Source organism: Rubripirellula reticaptiva, assembly GCF_007860175.1.
Classification (GTDB): Bacteria; Planctomycetota; Planctomycetia; order Pirellulales; family Pirellulaceae; genus Rubripirellula; species Rubripirellula reticaptiva.
The window spans coordinates 247225-268847 of sequence record NZ_SJPX01000004.1 but is presented as its reverse complement, the minus strand read 5'-3'; the positions used below and the strand labels follow the sequence as shown (position 1 = coordinate 268847).

The 21623-nt window shown below is 55.2% G+C and carries 10 protein-coding genes; 5 read left to right on the top strand and 5 right to left on the bottom strand.

The features are described 5' to 3' along the window. Positions 1 to 144: 144 nt before the first annotated feature. The 4 genes from Poly59_RS18000 to Poly59_RS17985 all read left to right on the top strand — a co-directional run bounded on the left by Poly59_RS18000 (position 145) and on the right by Poly59_RS17985 (position 5514). Positions 145 to 825 carry a lysophospholipid acyltransferase family protein gene (locus tag Poly59_RS18000; RefSeq protein WP_146535513.1) on the top strand — a complete coding sequence of 227 codons (681 nt, stop codon included), beginning with the start codon at positions 145 to 147 and terminating at the stop codon, positions 823 to 825. Between the two features lie 196 nt (positions 826 to 1021). After that, positions 1022 to 2557 (top strand): GerMN domain-containing protein, encoded by a 1536-nt coding sequence (locus tag Poly59_RS17995; protein ID WP_186776361.1) that lies wholly within the window; start codon positions 1022 to 1024, stop codon positions 2555 to 2557. Further along, positions 2550 to 3269 carry a hypothetical protein gene (locus Poly59_RS17990; RefSeq protein WP_146535511.1) on the top strand — a complete coding sequence of 240 codons (720 nt, stop codon included), beginning with the start codon at positions 2550 to 2552 and terminating at the stop codon, positions 3267 to 3269. Before Poly59_RS17995 ends, Poly59_RS17990 begins: the two co-directional genes overlap by 8 nt. Positions 3270 to 3321: 52 nt before the next feature. Then, a complete protein-coding gene (locus Poly59_RS17985) occupies positions 3322 to 5514 on the top strand; it encodes a type II secretion system protein GspD (RefSeq protein ID WP_146535510.1) in 2193 nt (730 codons plus the stop codon). An 83-nt stretch (positions 5515 to 5597) separates the two neighbouring features. On the opposite strand, the gene Poly59_RS17980 is transcribed toward Poly59_RS17985, so the two are convergent. The 5 genes from Poly59_RS17980 to Poly59_RS17960 are packed head-to-tail and all read right to left on the bottom strand — an operon-like array spanning position 5598 to position 14111. Continuing rightward, positions 5598 to 7787, bottom strand: a complete 2190-nt coding sequence (locus Poly59_RS17980; protein ID WP_146535509.1) for a biotin/lipoyl-binding protein — start codon at positions 7785 to 7787, stop codon at positions 5598 to 5600. A 3-nt stretch (positions 7788 to 7790) separates the two neighbouring features. After that, a complete protein-coding gene (locus tag Poly59_RS17975) occupies positions 7791 to 9221 on the bottom strand; it encodes an efflux RND transporter periplasmic adaptor subunit (RefSeq protein WP_146535508.1) in 1431 nt (476 codons plus the stop codon). 14 nt (positions 9222 to 9235) lie between these two features. Further along, positions 9236 to 10129, bottom strand: a complete 894-nt coding sequence (locus tag Poly59_RS17970; protein WP_246151751.1) for an efflux RND transporter periplasmic adaptor subunit — start codon at positions 10127 to 10129, stop codon at positions 9236 to 9238. Positions 10130 to 10140: 11 nt separating this feature from the next. Beyond that, a complete protein-coding gene (locus Poly59_RS17965; RefSeq protein ID WP_146535507.1) occupies positions 10141 to 12138 on the bottom strand; it encodes a preprotein translocase subunit SecA in 1998 nt (665 codons plus the stop codon). Beyond that, positions 12135 to 14111: a TolC family protein gene (locus tag Poly59_RS17960; RefSeq protein WP_246151750.1), complete on the bottom strand. Its 1977-nt coding sequence runs from the start codon at positions 14109 to 14111 to the stop codon at positions 12135 to 12137. Before Poly59_RS17960 ends, Poly59_RS17965 begins: the two co-directional genes overlap by 4 nt. 297 nt (positions 14112 to 14408) lie before the next feature. Between Poly59_RS17960 and Poly59_RS17955 the strand changes: the two genes are divergently transcribed. Next, a complete protein-coding gene (locus tag Poly59_RS17955) occupies positions 14409 to 21602 on the top strand; it encodes a DUF4347 domain-containing protein (RefSeq protein ID WP_146535506.1) in 7194 nt (2397 codons plus the stop codon). Positions 21603 to 21623: the final 21 nt, after the last annotated feature.

Genomic DNA, 21623 nt, shown 5'->3' with positions numbered 1-21623 from the left:
CAGGGCCTGCCGAGATGCGCGCGTGAAACACACCAGGTGAGCGATCATCTTATCTTTGCAATCGAGTTTTTGACGTTTGCCGGGACCGGGAAACTTCGTATATCCAGGGGCCACGCATTTGATTTCTGTACCCTCGAAAGCCCCATGATGAAACGGATTGTCCCTTGGCTCGTCGGATTTGCCGTCTACGGACTTCGATTGACGTGCCGGGTTCGAGTCCACAACGACCCCCGTGGACGAATTCGAAGTCAAACAGGCCGCACTTATGTGTTTGCCCAACTGCATGCCCACCAAGTGGCGGCAGGGATGTTCGGCGATCCCGGAACCGGTGCGATGGTTTCCCGGTCCGCCGATGCTGAAATGATCGTGCCCACGCTTCGGTTGTGCGGTAAGACTCCCGTCCGCGGCAGCAGCGGCAAATCACGCAAAGGCGGCGCAACCGCGTTACATTGCCTTGTCCGTCACGTCGAATCAGGTTGGCCGGCAGTGATCGCAGTCGATGGTCCGCGTGGACCACGTGGGTCCGTTCAGAAGGGTGCGGGTTTCTTGGCCCAAAAGACAAGGACGCCCGTTTTGCCGGTATTGGCGATCCCAACACGTCGCTGGATCCTTAGCCGGACTTGGGACCGAATGCAGATTCCCAAGCCCTTTGCGATTGTCGACGTTTACTTTGGCGAACCAATCGACGTTGGCGCGGACGACGACATGGACGAAATCGCCGAAACCGTGCGGCGTTCGCTCCACGAACTCGAACACAGAAACGATCTAACCGAGCGGCCTGATTCGCCAACACCGAAAACCGCGATTCTCTTGCGTGCTGCTTAAGAATCAAACTGTTGGCGCTATCAAAATTCGGCATAACCGGAACTTGTGGCATGGCCCGACCGCGCTCGGCCCTAGCTAGGCCTGAGCGTTCAGATTGCATCGACCCGAACAACTGATCCAACCGACTTGATCCCTGAAGGGTAGTGCCACGTCCATGGGCGTGTGCCATTTTAAGTCTGTTGGGACCGATTCGACGATGGCCGATCCGATTCGCAAAAAAGGGAGCCGAACCACACATCCAAGTGATGTGGTGGCCTCGCGTTGCTTTGGTCTGCGCATCGAAAGCCACTTGCTTCAAGTTGCAATCGCGACACCTATCGGTAACGATCGCTATAAAATCACGATCGATAGCCTTGCCTGTCCTGAACCGGATGGATGGCTGAACTGGGATGGACGCTTTGCGTTAGTTGAGGCGTTCGAAACGCTCGTCGACCGACACGGCATGCAGCGGCATCCCATCGCCGTATCGCTGGACGGTGACTTCTGTGTGACTCGGGTTACGATCGGCACGGCCAGTGAGGTTGATCACGAACTTACGATGTTAGCCGATCGGATTCCTCGCTATCTACAACTTGGTCCGGGCGAAAAAGTAACCGGCAGTGCTCGCCGAAAGATTGACGCGACCACCGACTACGCGGTTACCGGCGTCGTAAACCGATCGCTGATTCAATTGATTTATGACTCACTTCGAAACGCGGATATCGAAGTCATGTGGGTCGAGCCGTCCTTGGTAGGTATCGCCCGGTTGGTTGGCGAGCCCACTTTGTGGGGCGATCAACCGATCATGATTGCTGACGGAACGGGCAAGCAATGGGATGTCGGCATCGCTAGCTCTGGTCGTTTGCTATTGGACTATCGACCGGCTAGCGCCAACAGCGAACAAGGTTTGCGTGATGCACTCGATGGACACATCACACGACTGAAGCGATTTTGTCACCGCCACTTGCGAGGTGTATCTGGCGAACTGAAAGAGATGTTGATCTGTGGCGATGGCACACGACCACAACTTGCGGTTGATGCAATCGGTCATGATTTCGACTTGCAACCGAAAACCCTGCGAGTCCCAGAACTCCCTAACATCTTCGAGATTAGCGACGAAGATCGTCAGTCTAGTTGTGTACCGGCCGTCGCAACAGTGTTCCCGCTGCTGACGCGGGTTCAAGCCAGTGATGTTCCTGACCTGTTAGTTCAGGTTCGCCGAGCACCGGATTTATCTTGGCCTCAACAAGCAGCCAAGATGCTGTGGCCAGTTGCCGTTGCCAGCATCTGCATGATCACTTCCTATGGCCTAGTGTCCAAAGAACGGCGCCGACACGCCGGAACGAAACAAGGGCGTACTGAACTGCAGTCCCAGATCGTCGCCAGTAATATCAAGTTCAGCCAACTTGCGCGCAAACGTGAACAGCTCGATCACTTCAAGTTGATCGAAAAACAAACAACAGAGCCGGACTGGTCTGAGATGCTGACCAACGTCACGCAAAGCTTGCCCGAGATGGCCAAGCTGAACGAGTTTCGAATTGAATCAGGCGGTCAAGTTCTGATGGACGGTACCGTCATCGAAGAATCCATTGTGTACGAAGTCGTCAACACATTGCGGCGATTGCCGGGGGTGACACAGGTTGCCCTAAAAGGAACGACACCTGAACAAGACACTCAATCGACTCGCTTCGCCATTCGACTGACGACCAAGCAAGCCGAGCGTCCATCTCAAATAGGAATCGACGATGAATAAGATCGATTCCAAATCACCCAAAGGCAAATCTCATCGGTCGAGTGGAAGATACTCCAGCACCGCAGCTCAATCGCTGATGGCGGGGATCAGCTTTGTGTTTGTCATCGCGTTCGCGCTGCCTTGGATTAGCGAGTACTACGAACTACAGCGGGATGCTGCCGAATTACAGCAACTTGAAACAACCTTGATCGACACCCAGCGACGCCAAAATTCGCTGAACCAAATCGAAAAACAGCTTGCTTCCGAGATTGATATCTTCATCGAACAGAGCATCGACGATTCGAACATCGAGACGGTACGTGAACAATTAATCGAAATTGTACGGTCGTCAAAAGCGAGATTGCGCCGACTTGAAATCTCGCCCGGCGAATCACGAGCCTGGGCACATGAAGGCGATGACGCCAGAAACGAATCCATGCCGATTTACGGCGAGAACTCTACGTTTGTCTTTTACACTCACGAAGTAGAACTACAGGCGGACGGATCGCTCGATGCTGTTCGCCAAATCATAAGCGACGTCACTAGCCATGGATGGCTGATGACGACAAAGACGCTGTTGACCGCACCTAGCGGAGTACAGGCGTCACCGATGAACTTGGAAATCCGATTGATTGTGTACGGTTTAAGGCCGGCCGCAACGAACCCGGATTCCGAGGACGATTTAACCCAGGAAGAACTTGCATTGCTTGGCGATTCAACCCACACGCGTTGATTTCCGAAGTCCTTCACTGCCCGTTTGCCCGACGATTGAAAGAAGACTTGCCATGGACGGCAACGAAACAAATAACAATCCGATTCGCGTTCGACGATCCATCGTCATTGGCATGGGTTTGCTTAGCGCAACCTGCCTGTCGTCGATCGCAGTCGGCCAAACGCCGCGTGCCTTTGACCCATCGATCGATGCGCGACCGATCGAATTAGCCCATGCGTGGCCGGCGGGCGAGGGTTCAATTGTCCGCCCGCGAGCGAAACTGATTTCCGCGAAAGCGTCTCCGTTCACCGCAGCGCTGACGGCAGCGGCGGCTGAAGTTGACGAAGACCGCAGGGCAACCAATGCGCCCCAGCCTTGGGTTTCCACGCCGCTACCAAATTCCGACGCCGCACGTACTTCACATGCAACATCGTCGCCATCGGATGCGCAGGCAAGTCAATCGGCAGAGCCGCGTACCGTTGATGAAGCACTCCAGATGCGAGGCACCGTCTCGTTTCGCAAGACACCGCTTTCGGAAGTTGTCTTTCTGCTAAGCGATCTGTGGAAGATCAACATTGTTGCCGGCGAAGAAGTTTCCGGTGAAGTCAGCGGTACGTTCTTTAACGCGCCGCTTTCGGAAGTGCTAGCTGCGGCGTTAACTTCATCGGGATACAGCTATCGAAAAACGGGAAGTAGCCTCGTCGTTTTATCGGCCGATCAAGTCGGCATGGATGATCCATCGTTCATCTCAGAAACCGTCACCCTGCCTTCAAGTCTGCGTGACGATAACTCCACGCTTGAAGCTGCTGAGATGCTGCTAAGCGAACGAGGCCAAATGAAGAAAATTGGCGTCGACATGGTGCTGGTCATCGACAAGCCGGAACGTATCGAACGTGTCCGCAACCTGTTTGCTTCCCTATCGCCAACGACGTCGTCAACGGCCTCAGCGACGGTTGAATCTTCATCAACACTCGCTGACACGGCTTCCGAATTGCCTGCCCCGCTTTCTACGAACGAGCCAGTGATCGCGGGAATCGCCTACTTTACCCCTCAATTCACCGAAGCGGATGAACTGGCTGAACCGCTGCGAATGACACTTGGTGATTCAGCGATTGTTGCGGTCTACTCGCAAGAAAACCGCATCATGGTCAAAGGCACGCCCGCGGAACTTCAAACCGCTTCCGAAATCGTCACTCAACTCGACGTGGCTCGCCAACAGGTTCGCATCACAGCGATGATCTATGACGTCAGTCTCAGCGAACTGGAACAGATCGGCGTCAACTGGTCACGCGAGGTGCGTGGGATCGCCAACGCACAGAACGAGGCCTTGGTCAACGTGACCGAGAACGTCTCGGATTTCTTAAAAGCATCATCCAGTATGACGACGACCGGCGCGGCCAGCGTCGGAATCCGAACGATCACCGGCGCAATGGAATCCTCGGTCTTTCTGGAAGCACTCGATTCCACCTCCGAAGCCAAACTGCTGGCCGACCCTTCGATCACGGTCGGTGACCGCCGCGAAGCTTCGATCCGAATCGTTCGCAAGATTCCTATCGTCGGTGCAAACCCGGTTAGCGGTTCCAACGCGGTCTTCACCCAAACAGAATTCGAAGAAGCCGGTGTGATCCTAAAAGTCAAGCCTCGCATCAGCCGCGACGGCACAATCGAAATGGAAGTTTCGCCGGAATACAGCGTCGTTGCCGAGATCACGTCAACCGGCCCTGTGATCGACAGCCGAACTGCTCAGACGTTCGTGCGTGTGGCCAACGGACAAATGTTTGTCCTCGGTGGACTGCGACAAAAATCGATTGTCGAATCCAATCGAGGAATCCCATTCCTTCGCGATCTAAAATATGTCGGCGGACTGTTCCGCAGCCACGATACCGAGGTTCGCGAAAGCGAGCTAATCGTGTTCTTGAAACCGGAAATTGTCACGCCCTACTTCACTGGCACGCCACGTGAACAACGAGCCGCTCAGGTCACGGAATGCCAACTTGACCAAATCCCCTACGCCGAAGCCTGTCCGCAATCACCGTATTGTCGGGACACTCGCTGCCCGAATCACCACCCAAGACCTCGTCTCAACGCCGGTTCATCTGGCTTGATGATGATCGGTGGCGACGGCATTTACGAAACCACGAATCAGTTCCCCAGCAATATCCAAAACATTGAAGTCGAAGCAGAAACGCGAGTACCAACGATCATCGAAACGACAAACCATGAGTACTTTCCCCCCGTCGTCATCGATGCTCGCATCAGCCCTTAGGGAGTGCAGGATCTTATCAGACGAGGAAACAAGGCGAACCCTCAAACCGGCCTCGCGGCGATCCGACTTTAAATAGCCTTAGTTCAACGTGATGTATCGTCATCAGCCTGGTTCCAAAGCTTGGCAACCGAAACGCGGATGCGCTGAGCAATGGGATCGTTGCGATAACCCAACATCGCCTCCCCATGCATCCCGGCCGGAACATCAATCGGCCCCTGATCGGGCAAACGAAAGCGTGCTCGAAAGTGTGGTTCTAACAAACGGACCGAGTCGTTCGCGTCTGTCTGATGACTCTGTTTGACCGCCATCGGGCCACCATTGATCGCGGCCAAAGAAGGATCAATCAACCGGTCGGTCGCGCGAGGTTCAATTCGATCCAGCCGAACGTTCATTGGTCGACCGTCCGCAGTCCATAGGATCACTGGGCGATCGCCAATTGCGTCGGTGGCTTCCACACCCTCTTGCGACACCATCGCCAAAACCTCTTTATCTCGATCGGTTGCCACCACCATAATCGCGTCTCCCTCGCCGACGTAGGTCCCAACCAATTCGTCGAGATGGCGTCCGATGACTCGGCCATCGCGATCAGCTACCACACGCAAACTGTCGACTTGATCTCGTACCACCACGATCTGCAACGCTAGCGAAGCCTGCTTTTCTCGCAAGATCATTCGCTCGCCCGCGTTCCTTTCTTCGATGGCTTGTCGCAATCGGATCTCCGTTTGCTGGTGAGCCAGTTCCAGCTCTTCTAACCGGTTCGCCACCGACCGGTTTTCCAATTCCATCAACACGTCCCCCTTGGTAACGACGTCGCCGTCTGCGACATGAATTCGCAGGACAAAACCCTCGCAACCGGCACGCACCATTGTTTCAGGTTGATACTGAACGATCGCGGGCGCGTAGGTAGCCGTCGGAATCGGAACCACCAATAACATCGCCGCGATGGCCGCCACAGCGGTCCATCCCAACACGCACCCGCGAACCCACAATCCGGGCTGGGTCGTTTTCAAACGCGATGAATAGGCCGCCAATTGTTTTGCCGGTTGCAGAACCCACATCAAGATTCCCAACATTGCGATCACAACGCCAGCTCCCGCAAACATCGTCGATGCAGCAATCGCCAGTGACACGCAAACCATCACACGCCAAACCATCGCTGCGGTGCCATAGCCCACAACAAAGTGCCTTCGCCATCCCATCAAGTTGCTGTCCGCAACATCCTCGCCCACCAACCAACGCCGTATCATCCTGCCGAGCGAAGCGTTCCCTTCGGCTGCCAAATTCGGCACCTCGATCAAATCGGCGAGAATGAAATAGCCGTCGAACCGCATCAGAACATTGGCGTTGAAGATGATCGTCGATAGACCGGCTGTGATGATGACGTTGGACATCAAGAATCGCCATTGAACCGAATCCGGCGATAGCGACCAAGCGATCATTGCCAGTGATGCAATCACCCACTCAGCAAACATCCCAGCCGCCGAAACATAAATCCTTGCTCGACGCGATGGCATTCGCCAGCAACTCGTCACGTCCACGTAGGCGATGGGCGCAAACAGAATAAACACCAGACCCGCTTCACCCACTTCGCCGCCTTGCCGGTGGCACGCGACCGCGTGTGCCAATTCATGGACCAGCTTCAATCCAATCCAGACGCCCAACCACCAACACCAACTCGACGGATAAAAGACTTCGGATGATGACGCCCAAAACTCATCCCAGCAAAACGCTAACGTCAACGCGGCCGAACAGATCACTCCGACAGCCCCTCCCACAAAACCGCGTGATGCCAGTGGACTGGCCAGCGGCATCACAGACTCCAACCGATCATGAAAACCCGGCAAAGGAAATTTGATCCAAAACGGATTGAGTCTTTTGATCCAAGTCGACACCCCCGATCTCGCCGCTGATCCCGCCGGCGCATCGACCGGTCTCGCACCCGGTTGTCGAATCGGTGATGGAGATGCGGCTAGACTTGCCAATTCGTTTTCAAGCAACCAGCGCACGATCGCCGTAGACTGCTGAATCGACAGCGCCCGCTTGCCCAGCCTTGAAGCCGCCAATCCACACGCTTGGGCGATCGAAGTTTCTCCATCCAACAGCGAAACAAATACGTATTCTTCGTATCCGATGCGAAAGAACCGCCTCAGCGAAGGAATTTCGACCCGATAAACGCACTCACCTCGCTCACGTACAGGCCAAAACCGAACGTCGTCCGCAACGCGAATCGTTTGCTGAGCCAAATCAAGGGTGTGAGTTTTTTGCTTGGACAAGGTTTAAAGCCTCATCGCATTTCGCATCAAATAATACGCTTTGTGGAACAGGTTCCAAGCAAGCGTGTGGCGAGTGCTAGTGATCGTGGCTCGCCCCTTCATACCGGGCCGTAGCAAATGGTCGGGATCCTCGACTACCACCTCGCCAACAAACACGTTTTGCTGATCACGCAGCTCCGATCGCGGATGTACCGAGTCAATCTTTCCAGCGAACGACTTACCCGGCAAAGCGTGCACATAAAAATCGACGGGCATGTCGACTCGCACCATCGAATAGTCGATTTCAGGCACCGCCAGCTCGACGCGCATCTTGCCAAGCGGAGCGATCTCGAACAACGTCTCGCCGCGTTTCATCGGGATGCCCTCGGACTCTTTCCAGTCGCCGCTAACGACCACGCCATCGATTGGGCTACGAATTTCCAAATTACCACGGCGAAATTCAAGCAAGTCTTTTTGCAACTGCAAACGATCGACTTCGAGAGCCGCAATCTTGCTGCCCGCAAAATCGTGCTCGACCATCAAGCCCATGCGTTCTTGATTGGCTTGATGCAACTCTGCTTGCACGCCCGCTAATTGGAAATCAATCTCACGAGAATCGATCGTTGCCAGCAACTCTCCCGAATCCACTTGGTCGCCAGGACGAACATTGGATGTCTTCAGTACCCCGTCAAACCCAACTGCAACGAAGCGACGTTGGACAGGTTGCAGTTCCAATTCGACCGAGACGCGATACGAAAACGGCAACAACAAAACGATGCAAGCGATGATTGCGACGGCCCATCCCGTCCGGCGGCGAGATCGATTCGCCGAACTGGATAGAGATCCAATCCATTGCTGAACCCGTGTCGGTGCAATTCGCTCGATCGCCGACAATTTGCCAAAAATCAGTGGCCCCACGGTGTCCAAGAACTGGTCGACGGTTTCATCGGTGGCTGTGGCGACGATCAGAGCGCCTCTTGCGATGCCGTCGGTGTCCTGTAACGAGACCGCCGTCACTCCGGCTGATGAAATCCGTTTTGCTAACTGCTTCAGAGTCAAGGTCGCATGACGCTGGCCAAGATCCGACGACGGCCACTTGGCTGTACCGCCGCGGACGCCGACTTCTTCGGCAACGGATTCCAACATCAATTTGACTTCTGCCGCGTCGCTTGCTGCGACAGACTGATGATGACTCGCTCGGAACACGGATGCTTTAGCGGCCGGACGCCACAACAACCAAACTTGATCGATGCCCAAGTGCCGAGCGATCAAGCGAGTCACGACATCAGCAGCCTCGGTCGGGTCAAGATGGCGATCGAGCTCGCATTGGATCTCGATCGCAGCAGCCAAGACACGCATTTGCACGCGAGCCGATTCCATCGGTTCACGCGGATCGCTATCCCGACCACCAGTCGCCTGGGAATTCTTCGTCAGGGAGGCTTTGGATTCAACCATGCTGCAGACCCACGCTAGTGACGCGGACTTTCCGATTCCGCGTTTGCGGAACGCATGGGCACATCCGCGACGTTCAAATCCCAGCGACAAACCACACCACTAGGGATCAATCGCTCGTCATTAGCAATCCGAACTTTGACGGAAACCGACGCACTCTCGGGGTCGGCGATGGGCGAAACGAATTCGATTGTGGCGTCGCACTGCTCGTCGTTTGCACCATATCGCAACACCACTTGCTGACCAGCTTTTAGATCCTTCGCGACTGGAAAGGGAACCGAGAAAACCGCCTTCAACGATTTCAGCTGAACCACTCGCATGATGACAGGATCATTGGGCGACACAAATTCGCCAACCTCTTTTCGAATCGCAACGACAACACCATCAATCGGCGATTCAATCCGACGCTGCCTGATTTGTGCTCGGACGCGTTCGTATTCCAATCGGCGCACCTCGAGTTCTTCTTCCACACTTTGCAATCGCGCCGTGGCTTGGTGAAAGTCGGCTTCGGAACGTTGAAGCTCGCGATCCGACGCGTTCCCCTGCTTGCTTAGCTTCCGATAGCCTTCCAACTGGTTCTGGCGAACTTTTACTTCCGATTCGGCGGCCATCCGCGAACCAGTCGCATCCTTCGCCGTCCGAGCCAATTCCAACGACTTTTGCAGCACCCGATCATCAAGCTGCGAGAGCCACTGCATTTGCGACACTTCATCGCCTTCACGCACCAGCGTTTGGTTGATCACGCCAACTTCCGGCGAGGACACATCGACGACAAGATAGGGTTCCGAAAACGCCTCGATCTCGACCGCGATTGCCGTCGTCCAACAAACCAGCACGCTACACCATGCGGCCACGCACAGCAAACCTTGATGCGTGAACAAAGTGCGACGGATTGAGATTGAAAACATCATGTTTACGTTCCTTAGAGTCCCAGTTGGATGCAACCGCGAGGCGTTCCGCTCGATCGTTCGAGCAAACGTTCATCGTGTTGATCGGACTGCATCAACTGCATCCGCGAAGCAGACTGTTGTCGCTGTTGTTTCTGTTGGACTCGCGCGATTGATTCTTCAATTGCTAGGTCACCCGCGCGGCCATCCCGATCCCAACGTTTAATCGCTCGTGACACCCATGGCGCATGATCGGCGACTAGGCAGTCGTCACTTGCAACAAAGAATCTTGCACTGCCCGGATCACCGCACCGCGCCGAACGTCCAACCAGTTGTCGATCGACACGCGCGAGCAAGTGGTGATCGCAGGCGATAACATGCAAACCACCCTTCGCGAGCACGGAATCCTCCACAACGATGTCAGTGCCGCGGCCAGCAAGATTGGTGGCAACCGTGATTGCACCACTTTTTCCAGCACGAGCAACGATGGCGGCCTCGTCTTCATCTTGCACGCCGTTTAGCAACTGGCATTTCAATCCTCGTGCTTCAATCGCTTCTGCCAATTCATGGCTAGCTGCGATGCTGAGCGTACCGATGAGAACAGCACGCCCTGATCGAACCAGCGTTTCCGTCTCGTCGACAATCGCTGTCACTTTTTCGCGACGAGAGCTCGCGACACAGGCCGGAAACAATTGACGGCGTGACGGTACTCGCGGCGACAGACTTACCACCGGCAAACCATACACGTCGGCAAACTCTCGCTCGCAACCATCAACGGTCCCCGTCATCCCCCCGACAAACGAATAGTTGCGATAGAACGTTTGCCGAGTAATTCGAGCAATCGGCCGAGTCTCTGGCTGCACTGGCAAGCCTTCACGAACCTGAATGGCTTGATGCAGGCCACCCGACCAAGATCGGTCCGCGTGGATTCGTCCTGTCGACGCATCCGCAATTCGAACTTCGTCTTCACAAACGATATAGTCGACATCTCGCTGGTAGCAATACTTTGCCCGCAGCGCCAAAACGACGTACTCGTGCCACGGACGCAACAGACTATCGTGCATCACCATTTCGCAGTGATGGTAGACATCGTGAAGTCCTTCCTCGGTCAATTCAACGTTACCGCTTGACGTGATCACAAACGAAACGCCACGGACCAGTCGACCGGCCCACTCGAATGCTTCGCGGTGGACTTCTTCGTCAACGGCACTTCCCGACCCAGCAGCACTCAGCAACAGCGGTGACACAGCATCGTCAATCAGAACGTGATCAATTTCGTCGACAATCGCCACACACAGACCACGCTGAAACATCAACTTTGTTGGACTGTCGCCAGCTAATCGAGCCAGCGTCAGCCGTCCTAGGCCAGACAAGTTAGGATCGCCCATCAAAACTTGGTCGCGCAGATAGTCAAAGCCGAACGTGTGACCAGCGGCATACGTCACGTCGGCTGAATACGCATCACGGCGCTGCTGGGGCGAAACTTTGTCATCAACCACTGCGGTAAATGCACCAAGCGACGCAAACGACGACTGCAATCTCGCTTGATCACGTCGGGCCAAGTAGTCGTTCGGAGTCGCGACGTGGACGCCCCGTCCGTGCAACGACTTGAAATACACGGCCGCGGCGACTGCCAACGTCTTGCCTTCACCGGTTTGCATTTCTGCTATCGCGCCTTGCCCAACGACCAGGCTTGCAAAAATTTGGGTATCAAAAAGTTCCAGCGACAGATTTCGCCGAATCGCTTCGGTCATCCCAGCGATCCCCAAAACCATTAACTTTTCGTATTGAAGTTGCTGGTCGCGATCATGGGTGCCACTGAACAATTTGATTCCGCGGCCCATCTTTCCCAAGCGTTCACCATGTTCACGAAGCCGTGACGATGACACACCGCGAAGCGAATCGGCAACCAGCCGCGTCTGGGTGACCATCGCATCGATACGATTCCGATCACTCAGCAACGTCGCTTTTTGCTTTGCTTTTGCAGTTTGTTCCGACGATTGTCCAAACAATCCCGCCCATGCACCTCTCATTGCGAAATCACCTCGTCCGAGACAATTTCGCCTGATTCCAATTCGCTTGAATCCACGGGGTCGCAAAGCAATTCCTCGGCAATCATGCCGTCCTGGATCGCTTCGTCGGGAACTCCGTTTATACCTGCGCCGTCAAAACGCAGCAGCACGCCCATCGACCGTCGCAGTTGGACCCACGAAAGCGCATAGGCGACCTGTGCTCTAACGAACGATTCTTCTTCGTCCGTCAGACGTTCTTGCGCGTCAAGCAAATCTTCGATCAGCAGAACCGCCGACTCGTTCGGATCGGGCAGCCACTGCCAACGCTGCTTCAGATAGTCAACCTCGCGATTGGCTGCGTCGATGGCCTGCTTTTTGGCGATCATTTCATTGAACGCCGTATGCGTTTCGCGAACCGCCACTTCGACTTCGGTAAACGCTGTTTCGGCGGCCTGTTGAAATTCAAAAATCGATCGAGTCAGTTCCCATCGATTCCGGTTCAGTCGTGCTTCGGCCGCGCGATTGCCAACGGGACGTTCAAACAGCAACCCTGCAGCAAAACTTGGCCTGCCGGTTGAAAACTGATTCTCAAATGCACCAAAGGTGTTTGAATTCGTATCCAGTCCCGCGACATAAGTGCTAAGAATCAAATCCAAACGCGGCAAGACTTGGTTCTTGGCCACGCCAACCCCTGCCGAGGTCGCTTGAACTTTGCGAATTGACTCGGCAATGTCCGTGCGATTATCAAGCGCCGTGATGGTCGCTTGTCGGGTCGACAACGTGACGGCTTCGACCAATGGACGTTCCGACGGCAACAGTTCCCAGCGGTTGGTTTGCAGCAACTGCGGATCACCGGTCAGCAATCGTAACTGTGCCTGCGCGTTGCGAATTTCCGTTTCGCTACGGACCAAGTCCGCACGACGGCTAGCAACGGCCGCATCGGCGCGAAGAATCTGTCGTTTGAATGCATCGACTTCGCCTCGAGCACGAAGAATCTCGGAGAGCTCGGACGCATTGGCTAGCAACCGGCTTCGCTGCAACCACTGGGCACGCGATTGGTACAGATTCCAGTAGGCTGCCGAGACGTCAACCAGATGACTTTCCAGACTGCTGCGAACTTCGCTCGTGGCGATTTGAACATCAATCCGAGCCAGCAGCACACGAATATCATTGACTGCTCGACCGCGATCTTTCATCAACGGCTGAGTGACGTTCACTTCCAGCCTCGTCGTCCCCTGTGGATTAGGGACCAAAAAGGTCGAGTTGTTGTCTTGAAATCCGCCTCGCTGGATCAACTCGAATTGAGTCCCCGCGTGCCCCTTCTTTCGTAGCCCCATCGACGAAGAGAAGGTTTGGTCTCGGTAACGACCAAATGCGTTACCGGTCGTAAGCAAGCTTCCAATCGGGTCGCTGGTGTCAGCGAACTTGCCCTCAACGAATGCGAGCGTGTCAAAGTTGGCATCGGCAATGACCAAATCGTTTTGACGGATGTGCGGCTGCGTCAAAATCCCGCGAATGTATGGCGACGACGCGATGGCGGTCTGCGCTAGCCCGCCAACGTCAACTTGCATGGTCTGCGGTGCGATCCCAAGCGGACCCGCCAGTAAGGGATCCCACCAGTTTTCCAGCGAGACGACCGAATACGGATTTTGTTCGATGACTTGAGCATCGATCGGTTCAGGCGAGTCGGGAATCCCATAGGCACGGGCGCGATACGAATGAAGTTGGCCGTCGAAAGGTCCGTGGCTGATCGGTGGAGGAATGTCATCGAATGATGACATCGAACGCGACAGGGATGATGGCGGGACCATGATCGGCGTCGACGATGTCTCCCAAACCTTTTGCAACGTCGCGATCGAAATCGGCTGGGGTGTGCCTGTGCGTTGAATCTCTGGCTGCTGTGGCGTCTGGGCCGTGCTCGGATGCGCAGTCGCTACCACAACCATCGAACCGATGGCAAAGAGTAGCGGTTTGCAGCAATTCCGTAGTTTCACGTCCGTTTCCCAGTCAACGTTTCCCGGTCCATCGGGCCGGCGCATCAGCAGCCATAGTCCATGCAGGACGAGTGCATAATCGTGTCAATCGGCAAACTCACCGCATTCACTTCAATCCGTTTGGTCAACAAACGTGTCATACAACCGTTTTGATCCGAAAAGTCTCTCGCGGCGATTCCGGTTGGGCAAGGTTTTGGGTTGATTCGCCGGATTGAAAACAGCGTGACCGCTAGAAGCTCCTACATTTCCCTCGGACAGTAAAGTATCACGCCTGAAAAACGAACTGACTCGAACGCGATGGCAAAACGACAGAACGATTGGCGACGATGGCTTATGTCCATCGACGAATGGAGCACACGGGGAACCCGTTTGTTCGCTCGTCCCCAGCGTCGCTGCGGCCTTGGTCCCCAATTGCGTTTGAGCAGCCTTGAACCTCGCATTCTGTTCAGCGCCACGCCAATCGACTTCAGCGCCATGGACGGCCAAGACCAAGCCGCAATGGTGATGGAAGTCGAGCCAGAACAGTCCGACGAGTCCGCCACAGCCGAATCGGTCTCGATCGCACAGCTGGCCGCATCGGATACGTCGCAGCCCACTGAACTCGTCTTTATCAATTCGGATGTTGCCAACATCGATCAGATCTTGGACGATCTTGGTGCGTCGGAAAAGAATTATGAAGTCTTTGTTCTGGAAGCCGATCGCGATGGCATCGACCAGATCAACGAAATCCTAGACGGACGCAGCGAAGTCTCGTCACTGCACCTGTTCTCGCACGCCGAAAACGGCGCAGTGCGTCTTGGAAACGTTTCGCTTGGATCGAACAACCTTGCTGCGCATGCGTCGCAGATTGCTTTATGGCAATCGGCATTGACGTCCAGCGCTGACATTCTGATTTATGGTTGCGACTTGGCGGCAACCGAAGATGGTCGCTATCTGATCGACGCGATTGGCACCTTAACCGAAGCCGATGTCGCCGCCAGCGACGACGATACGGGACACGCCTCGTTTGGCGGCAACTGGAATTTGGAATTCGCGACCGGTTCGATCGAAACCGAAATCGCGACCAGCGCCCAACTGCAACAGGACTGGCTAGGAAAACTCAGCACCATCACGGTCACCACATTTGCCGACACGATCAATGGCAGCGATGGCGTGACATCTCTGCGCGAAGCAATCATTGCTGCAAGCAGCGGCGATACGATCGTCCTGGGGACCGGAACGTATGTCCTAGCGATTTCCGGCACAGGCGAAAACAGCACACTTACCGGTGACTTGGATATCAACAAGAGTCTTACCATTATCGGTAACGGCGCCGGCAATACGATCATCGATGGCGGTGCCCAAGACCGAGTTTTTCACATTGACAACGTCTCCGCGACCGTTGCGTTTTCGGAATTGACAATTCAAAACGGATTCACAACCGGTAACGGTGGTGCCGTTTACATCGAGGACGGCACGGTCAACCTAAATCGCGTAGCCGTGCAGAGCAACCGAGGTGCGTTTGGCGCTGGGATCTATGTCAACACCAGTGCCACGCTCAACCTTACCGATGTCGTGATCCAAAACAACGGCGACGGCGGGACCACGCGAGGCGGTGGGATCGACCTGGACGGGACCGCAAGCCTACTGAGAGTAACGATCAGCGGAAACCAAGCGGGTTCAGGTGGCGGTATTTACAATTCCGGGACGCTGGACATGAGCAACGCTACGCTCGGCGGCAACAACGCGTTCTCGTCCGGTGGGGGCGTCTACAGTACCGGCACCACGTCGATCACGAACTCGACAATCGCCTTCAACAACGGCGGCAGCGGCGGCGGCATTCGTCGACAAGGCGGATCGACCAGCATCGTTAACACCATCATCTCGAACAACTCCGCATCCTCGGCGAACGCAGACGTTCAGGGCTCATTTAACAGCCTCGGCTTCAACCTGATCCAAGACGTCACGGGGGGCAGCGGATTCGTTGGAAGCGACATCGTCGGTTCGAGCGCGAACCTGGGCTCACTCACCGACAATGGCGGCTTTGGAAAGACGCACGCGATCACAACGTCCAGTCTTGCCTACAACGCAGGAACCACCACGGGCGCACCGACCAATGACCAGCGTGGCGTCGAACGAAGCTCGCTGGTTGATATCGGCGCATTTGAACTACGTGAACTGAGTTCGACTTCTGAATTCCGCGTCAACACCACAACCAGTTCAACGCAAGAGACAAGCGGCCAGGATCGGGGAAGCCAACAATCCGTCGCGATGGCAGACGACGGCAGCTATGTCGTCGTGTGGTCAAGTCTAAATCAAGACGGTGACGGTTGGGGCGTCTACGCGAGACGTTTTGATTCATCCGGTATGGCGTTAACAGGCGAGATCACCGTCGCCGACTTACCAGCAAACAATCAAAAATGGGCACGCGTCGGTTCCGCCGACGACGGCAGCTTTGTCGTGACCTGGACGCTGACCGACGCCCTCGATTTACCGCAAGACGTGTACGCCCAACGCTTTGACGCCAGCGGAAACGCCCTCGGCGCCAACTTCGTGGTCAACACCACAACAAGTGGCACCCAATCCAACTCAAGCATTGCCGTCAACGGCAGCGGTGACTTCATCGTCGCCTGGGAAGGCAACGGCGTTGGTGAGACCGACGGAATTTTCTATCGTCGATTCAACGCAAACGGGACCGCGATCGACGGCACCGAAATACGCGCCAACTTTGACGATCTTGGCGACGAAAATGAAGCCAGTGTCGCCATCAACGACAGCGGACAATTTGCGATCGCTTGGGAATCCGCAGGCGAAATCTATGTTCGCCATTTTGCCGCCGGTGGAACAGCTCTCCATGACGACGTCATGGTTGACAGTAACGTGGCCCCAGCGATGGGGCCAACTGTTGCGATCGACTCGCTTGGTCGGGCCGTGGTCGTCTACCGAACCAACGGACTAGTTGGACTAGGCGCCGGTGTGTGGGGACGTTCTTTCAACACCGATGGAACCGAGCGATTGTCACTTTTCCAAGTGAGCAACCAGTCATTTAGTTCGGACAACACGCAACCGTCGATTGCGATGGCTGACAATGGCGACTTCGTTGTCGTTTATCATGGCGACGATAACGGCGACGGAGACGGAAGTTCAGTGAAGTTCCGCCGATACGACGCGGACAGCGGCGCAATCGCGGCCGCCTCGCAGGTCAACATCAGCACCACCGGCGACCAACAGTTTGCATCCGTCGCCATGCTAGACATGGACAACTTTGTTGTGACGTGGAGCGGAAACGGCACGCAATCCGGAAATACAGACACCAGTGGAGTATTCTCGCGTCAGTTCCATCTTGAATCGCCAACGCTAGACCTTGACGCGAACAACAGTTCGGGAACATCCGGCAATGACTTTGCACAAACCTTTGTCAATGGCGGCGGAGCGGTCTCGGTGGCCGACACGGACGCCACGATTATCGACTTTGACAGCACCCATCTGCAATCGCTAACGATCAAGATCACTGATCGACAAAACGGCGCTAATGAAGTGCTATCGGCGAATACGTCGGGCACTTCAATCACGGCAAACTACTCCGCTGGCACGCTCACGCTTTCAGGCTCGGACACGTTAGCTCGCTACCAGCAAGTCCTTCGCACCGTCACCTACAACAACAGCATCAATCCGGCGACTGGCACCAGTCGCACCATCACGTTTGTTGCCAACGACGGCATTTCGGTCAGCGAAGTTGCAACGACAACGCTGACCATTTCCATGCCGGTGAACCTGGCGCCCACCGACATTGCGATTTCCAATTCCACCGTCAACGAAAACACAAACACAACGGGCGGAAACAGTATCGGCGTACTCTCAGCCACCGACGCGGACTCGAGCGCCCCCTTTACTTGGGCAGTCGTCGGAGGCGCTGATCAAGCTCGCTTCTCGATCGGCGGAGCATCCAACAACGAATTGATCCTCACCGACGGTGTGCTCGACTACGAAACGAAGTCCTCCTATGTGGTCGACGTGCGTGTCACCGATTCCAGTGGAAACCCATTCATCGAAACGTTGACCATTTCTGTCACCGACATCAACGAGGCTCCCACCGTTTCGCTGAGCCTCGCGACAACGACACTGGCTGAAGATACGGATACCACATCGGCGATCGTCGTCTCGACGATCACGGTCACCGATGATGCCTTGGGAACCAATACCTTAACGCTGTCGGGGAGTGATGCGTCACTGTTCGAAATCGTCGGCAATGATCTAAGGCTGATCGCGGGCGCGGCGCTCGATTTTGAAACCAAGAGCACGCTTGATGTCACGGTCAACGTCAATGACCCGGCCGTCGGCGGCAGCCCCGATGATACGGCCTCGCACACCCTTACGATCACGGATGTCAACGAAGCGCCTAGCGTTTCGTTGACCCCCGTGATCACAACCTTGAGCGAAGACACCGACACGACTTCGGCGATCGTGGTTGCAACGATCACCATCACCGACGATGCACTGGGCAACGAAACGCTATCGCTGTCGGGATTGGACGCCGCCTTTTTTGAGATCGTCGGAAACGATCTTCGTTTGAAAGCCGGCGTAAACCTTGACTTTGAAACCAATCCAACGCTGAACGTCACGGTCGAAATCGACGACGCGACGATTTCTGGATCGCCCGACGATTCGGCCGGTCACAGCGTGACCATCACCGATGTAGTCGAGACTCCGACCCAGGTGCTCACACCGTCGAACGATACTTATCTCAACAAAAACCAATCCGACTTCAACTATGGAATCTCCGAAACGTTGGTGATCGACCATTTGGGCGGCAGCATCGGCGATTCACGCATTCTATTGCAGTTTGATTTCAGCAGCATTCCGGTCGGCGCCACGATTACCGGGGCAAACTTAACGATGCAAGCAACCGCCGGCTCGGGTGTATTCGACATCGGTGTCTACGAAGTCACCGAGTCATGGGTCCAAGGCAACCAAGACGGTGCAACTGGTTTCCCTAGCTGGGACAATCGAACCAATACGGCAACTTGGAACGGCGGCACGTTTGACACAACTGCGGTCGCGACCTTCAACGCCACCACCACCGGTCAACATGCCTGGAACATCACCACACTTGTTCAAGAGTGGGTGATGGGATCAACCGTCAACCATGGTTTGATCCTCGGCAGCGAAAACACCAGCGGAAACTCGTACACGTATTCCAGCAGCGAAGGTGCATCGGCGCCGCAGCTACAACTCTTCTATACAGTCACCAATGCTGCGCCCACGGACATCGCCCCAAACACTTTCTCGGTGACCGAGAACACTGACACGACGGCTGGAATCAGCCTTGGTGGGCTTACCGCGACCGACTCTGACGTTGGCGAAACGTTCACTTGGGTAGTCGTAGGTGGTGCCGATGAAACAAAATTCACAATCAACGGATCCAATGAGCTTGTTCTCAGCGATGGGATCGTGGACTTTGAACGACAAGGCTCGTATTCCGTCGTCGTCCGCGTCATTGATTCGGCAACGAACATTTACGACGAAACGCTGACGATTGACGTAACCGACCAAAACGAAGCTCCATCGATCTCACTGACGCCAATCGTCACGAACTTGGATGAAAACACCGACACCAGCTCGGCCATCACCATCGCCACGATTGTGATCAGCGACGATGCACTGGGCAGTGAAACGTTGACGTTGTCGGGCAACGATGCAGCGATGTTTGAAATTGTTGGCAATGAGCTACGAGTGATTGCCAACGCATCGCTGGACTTTGAAACCAACGACTCACTTGACGTCACCGTCAACATCGATGACCCGGCGATCGCTGGCAATCCAGATGATTCTGCGAACTACACCGTTACCGTCAACAACATCAACGAGTCTCCCGTCGTCACACTCACGCCGGTGGTTGCCAACCTGGATGAAGACACCGACACCACGTCGGCGATCGTCGTGGCAACCATCACCGTGACGGACGATTCGGTGGGATCTGAAACGTTGTCGTTGTCGGGCGCGGATGCGGCAATGTTCGAAATCGTCGGTAATCAACTTCGCCTGATCGCCGGTGCATCGCTCAACTTTGAATCGAATGCATCGCTTGATGTCTCGGTGGACGTCGACGACACGTCAATTCCCGGAAGCCCTGACAACTCCGCCGCCCATACGATCACGGTTGGTGACATCAACGAAGCTCCGTCGATCTCACTGACGCCAATCGTCACGAACTTGGATGAAAACACCGACACCAGCACGGCGATTGTGATCGCTACGATCGTGATCAGCGACGATGGACTTGGCAGTGAAACATTGACGTTGTCGGGAGACGATGCGGCGAGTTTTGAAATTGTCGGCAATGAACTACGACTGATTGCCAACGCGTCGCTGGACTTTGAAACCAACGACTCGCTTGACGTCACCGTCAGCATCGATGACCCGGCGATCGCTGGTAATCCAGAAGACTCTGCGTCGTATAACGTCAACATCGGTCCGTCTAACGAGGCGCCGACCGGAATCAATCTCGACAATTCGAGCGTCGCGGAATCTGCAGCCGGGGCGTTCGTCGGGACTCTAACAGCCATCGATCCCGATGCCGGTGACCTACACACTTGGTCCGTTGACGATGCAAGGTTCGAAATCATTGCCGGCCAACTGAAACTAAAGAGCACGGAATCGTTGGCCTTCGATACTGAACCCACCGTCAACGTGATAGTGCGAGCAACCGACATCGGGGGCCTCTTTAGGGATGCATCGTTCGTATTGACGGTCAATGCTAGGGAATCCTCCACCGTTCCGTTGCTGCCGTCGGGACTGTTACCGGATGCTTCGAAATCAACGGATTCGACCAGCACGTCGGGCGACTCGGATGACGACTCTGGCAAAGAGGCATCTAGCGATTCCGATAGCGACAAAAACGTGATCGTCAGCGGCATCGTCACCTCAAAAAATTCCGATGACGACGATGACGACAAACCAAACATGGTGATGCCGACCGCCGTCGAGGCTTCCTACACTTCGTCGACGGTTGCTCAGTCGAGCAATCCAGCGGCATTGGCGGCAATCCTTTCCCAAGACGGAAGCGATATCGATTCCAGAAATTCTCTCAACGAAGAAGATCGCCAAAGCTCCAAAGATTCTGAATCCCGAAGCAACGTTCTTGACACGCAATCCGAATTGACGCAGTCCCAACTGAACTACATTTTGCTAACCCAACCGGGCGCGATGTGGAACGAATTGGACCAACATCGAAACCAGCTTGAATCCCAAATCCAAGGTGACCTGATCGTCGTAGGCGCAACCGGAGCAGCGGCCTCTAGCGTGACCGTCGGTGTCATTGCTTGGGCATTACGAAGCGGTGTTCTGGCGTCTGGATTGCTGGCTCAGATGCCGGCCTGGCGCGCTGTCGACCCGTTACTGATCATGCAAGGATCGGGAGAAAAATCCGATAACGAATCTCTCGAAGAACTCATGGCTCGCCGCAGCGAGGCCCTCGACAACCAGTCAAATAACGATTCCGACGGAACCTAACCTCACCTATCCATCGTGACC

Bases quoted from the DNA above. Each gene is read 5' to 3' on its own strand.
- Poly59_RS18000 (WP_146535513.1), top strand. From the start codon at position 145: ATGATGAAACGGATTGTCCCTTGGCTCGTCGGATTTGCCGTCTACGGA.
- Poly59_RS17995 (WP_186776361.1), top strand. From the start codon at position 1,022: ATGGCCGATCCGATTCGCAAAAAAGGGAGCCGAACCACACATCCAAGT.
- Poly59_RS17975 (WP_146535508.1), bottom strand. From the start codon at position 9,221: ATGGTTGAATCCAAAGCCTCCCTGACGAAGAATTCCCAGGCGACTGGT.
- Poly59_RS17990 (WP_146535511.1), top strand. From the start codon at position 2,550: ATGAATAAGATCGATTCCAAATCACCCAAAGGCAAATCTCATCGGTCG.
- Poly59_RS17985 (WP_146535510.1), top strand. From the start codon at position 3,322: ATGGACGGCAACGAAACAAATAACAATCCGATTCGCGTTCGACGATCC.
- Poly59_RS17955 (WP_146535506.1), top strand. From the start codon at position 14,409: ATGGCAAAACGACAGAACGATTGGCGACGATGGCTTATGTCCATCGAC.
- Poly59_RS17970 (WP_246151751.1), bottom strand. From the start codon at position 10,129: ATGATGTTTTCAATCTCAATCCGTCGCACTTTGTTCACGCATCAAGGT.
- Poly59_RS17965 (WP_146535507.1), bottom strand. From the start codon at position 12,138: ATGAGAGGTGCATGGGCGGGATTGTTTGGACAATCGTCGGAACAAACT.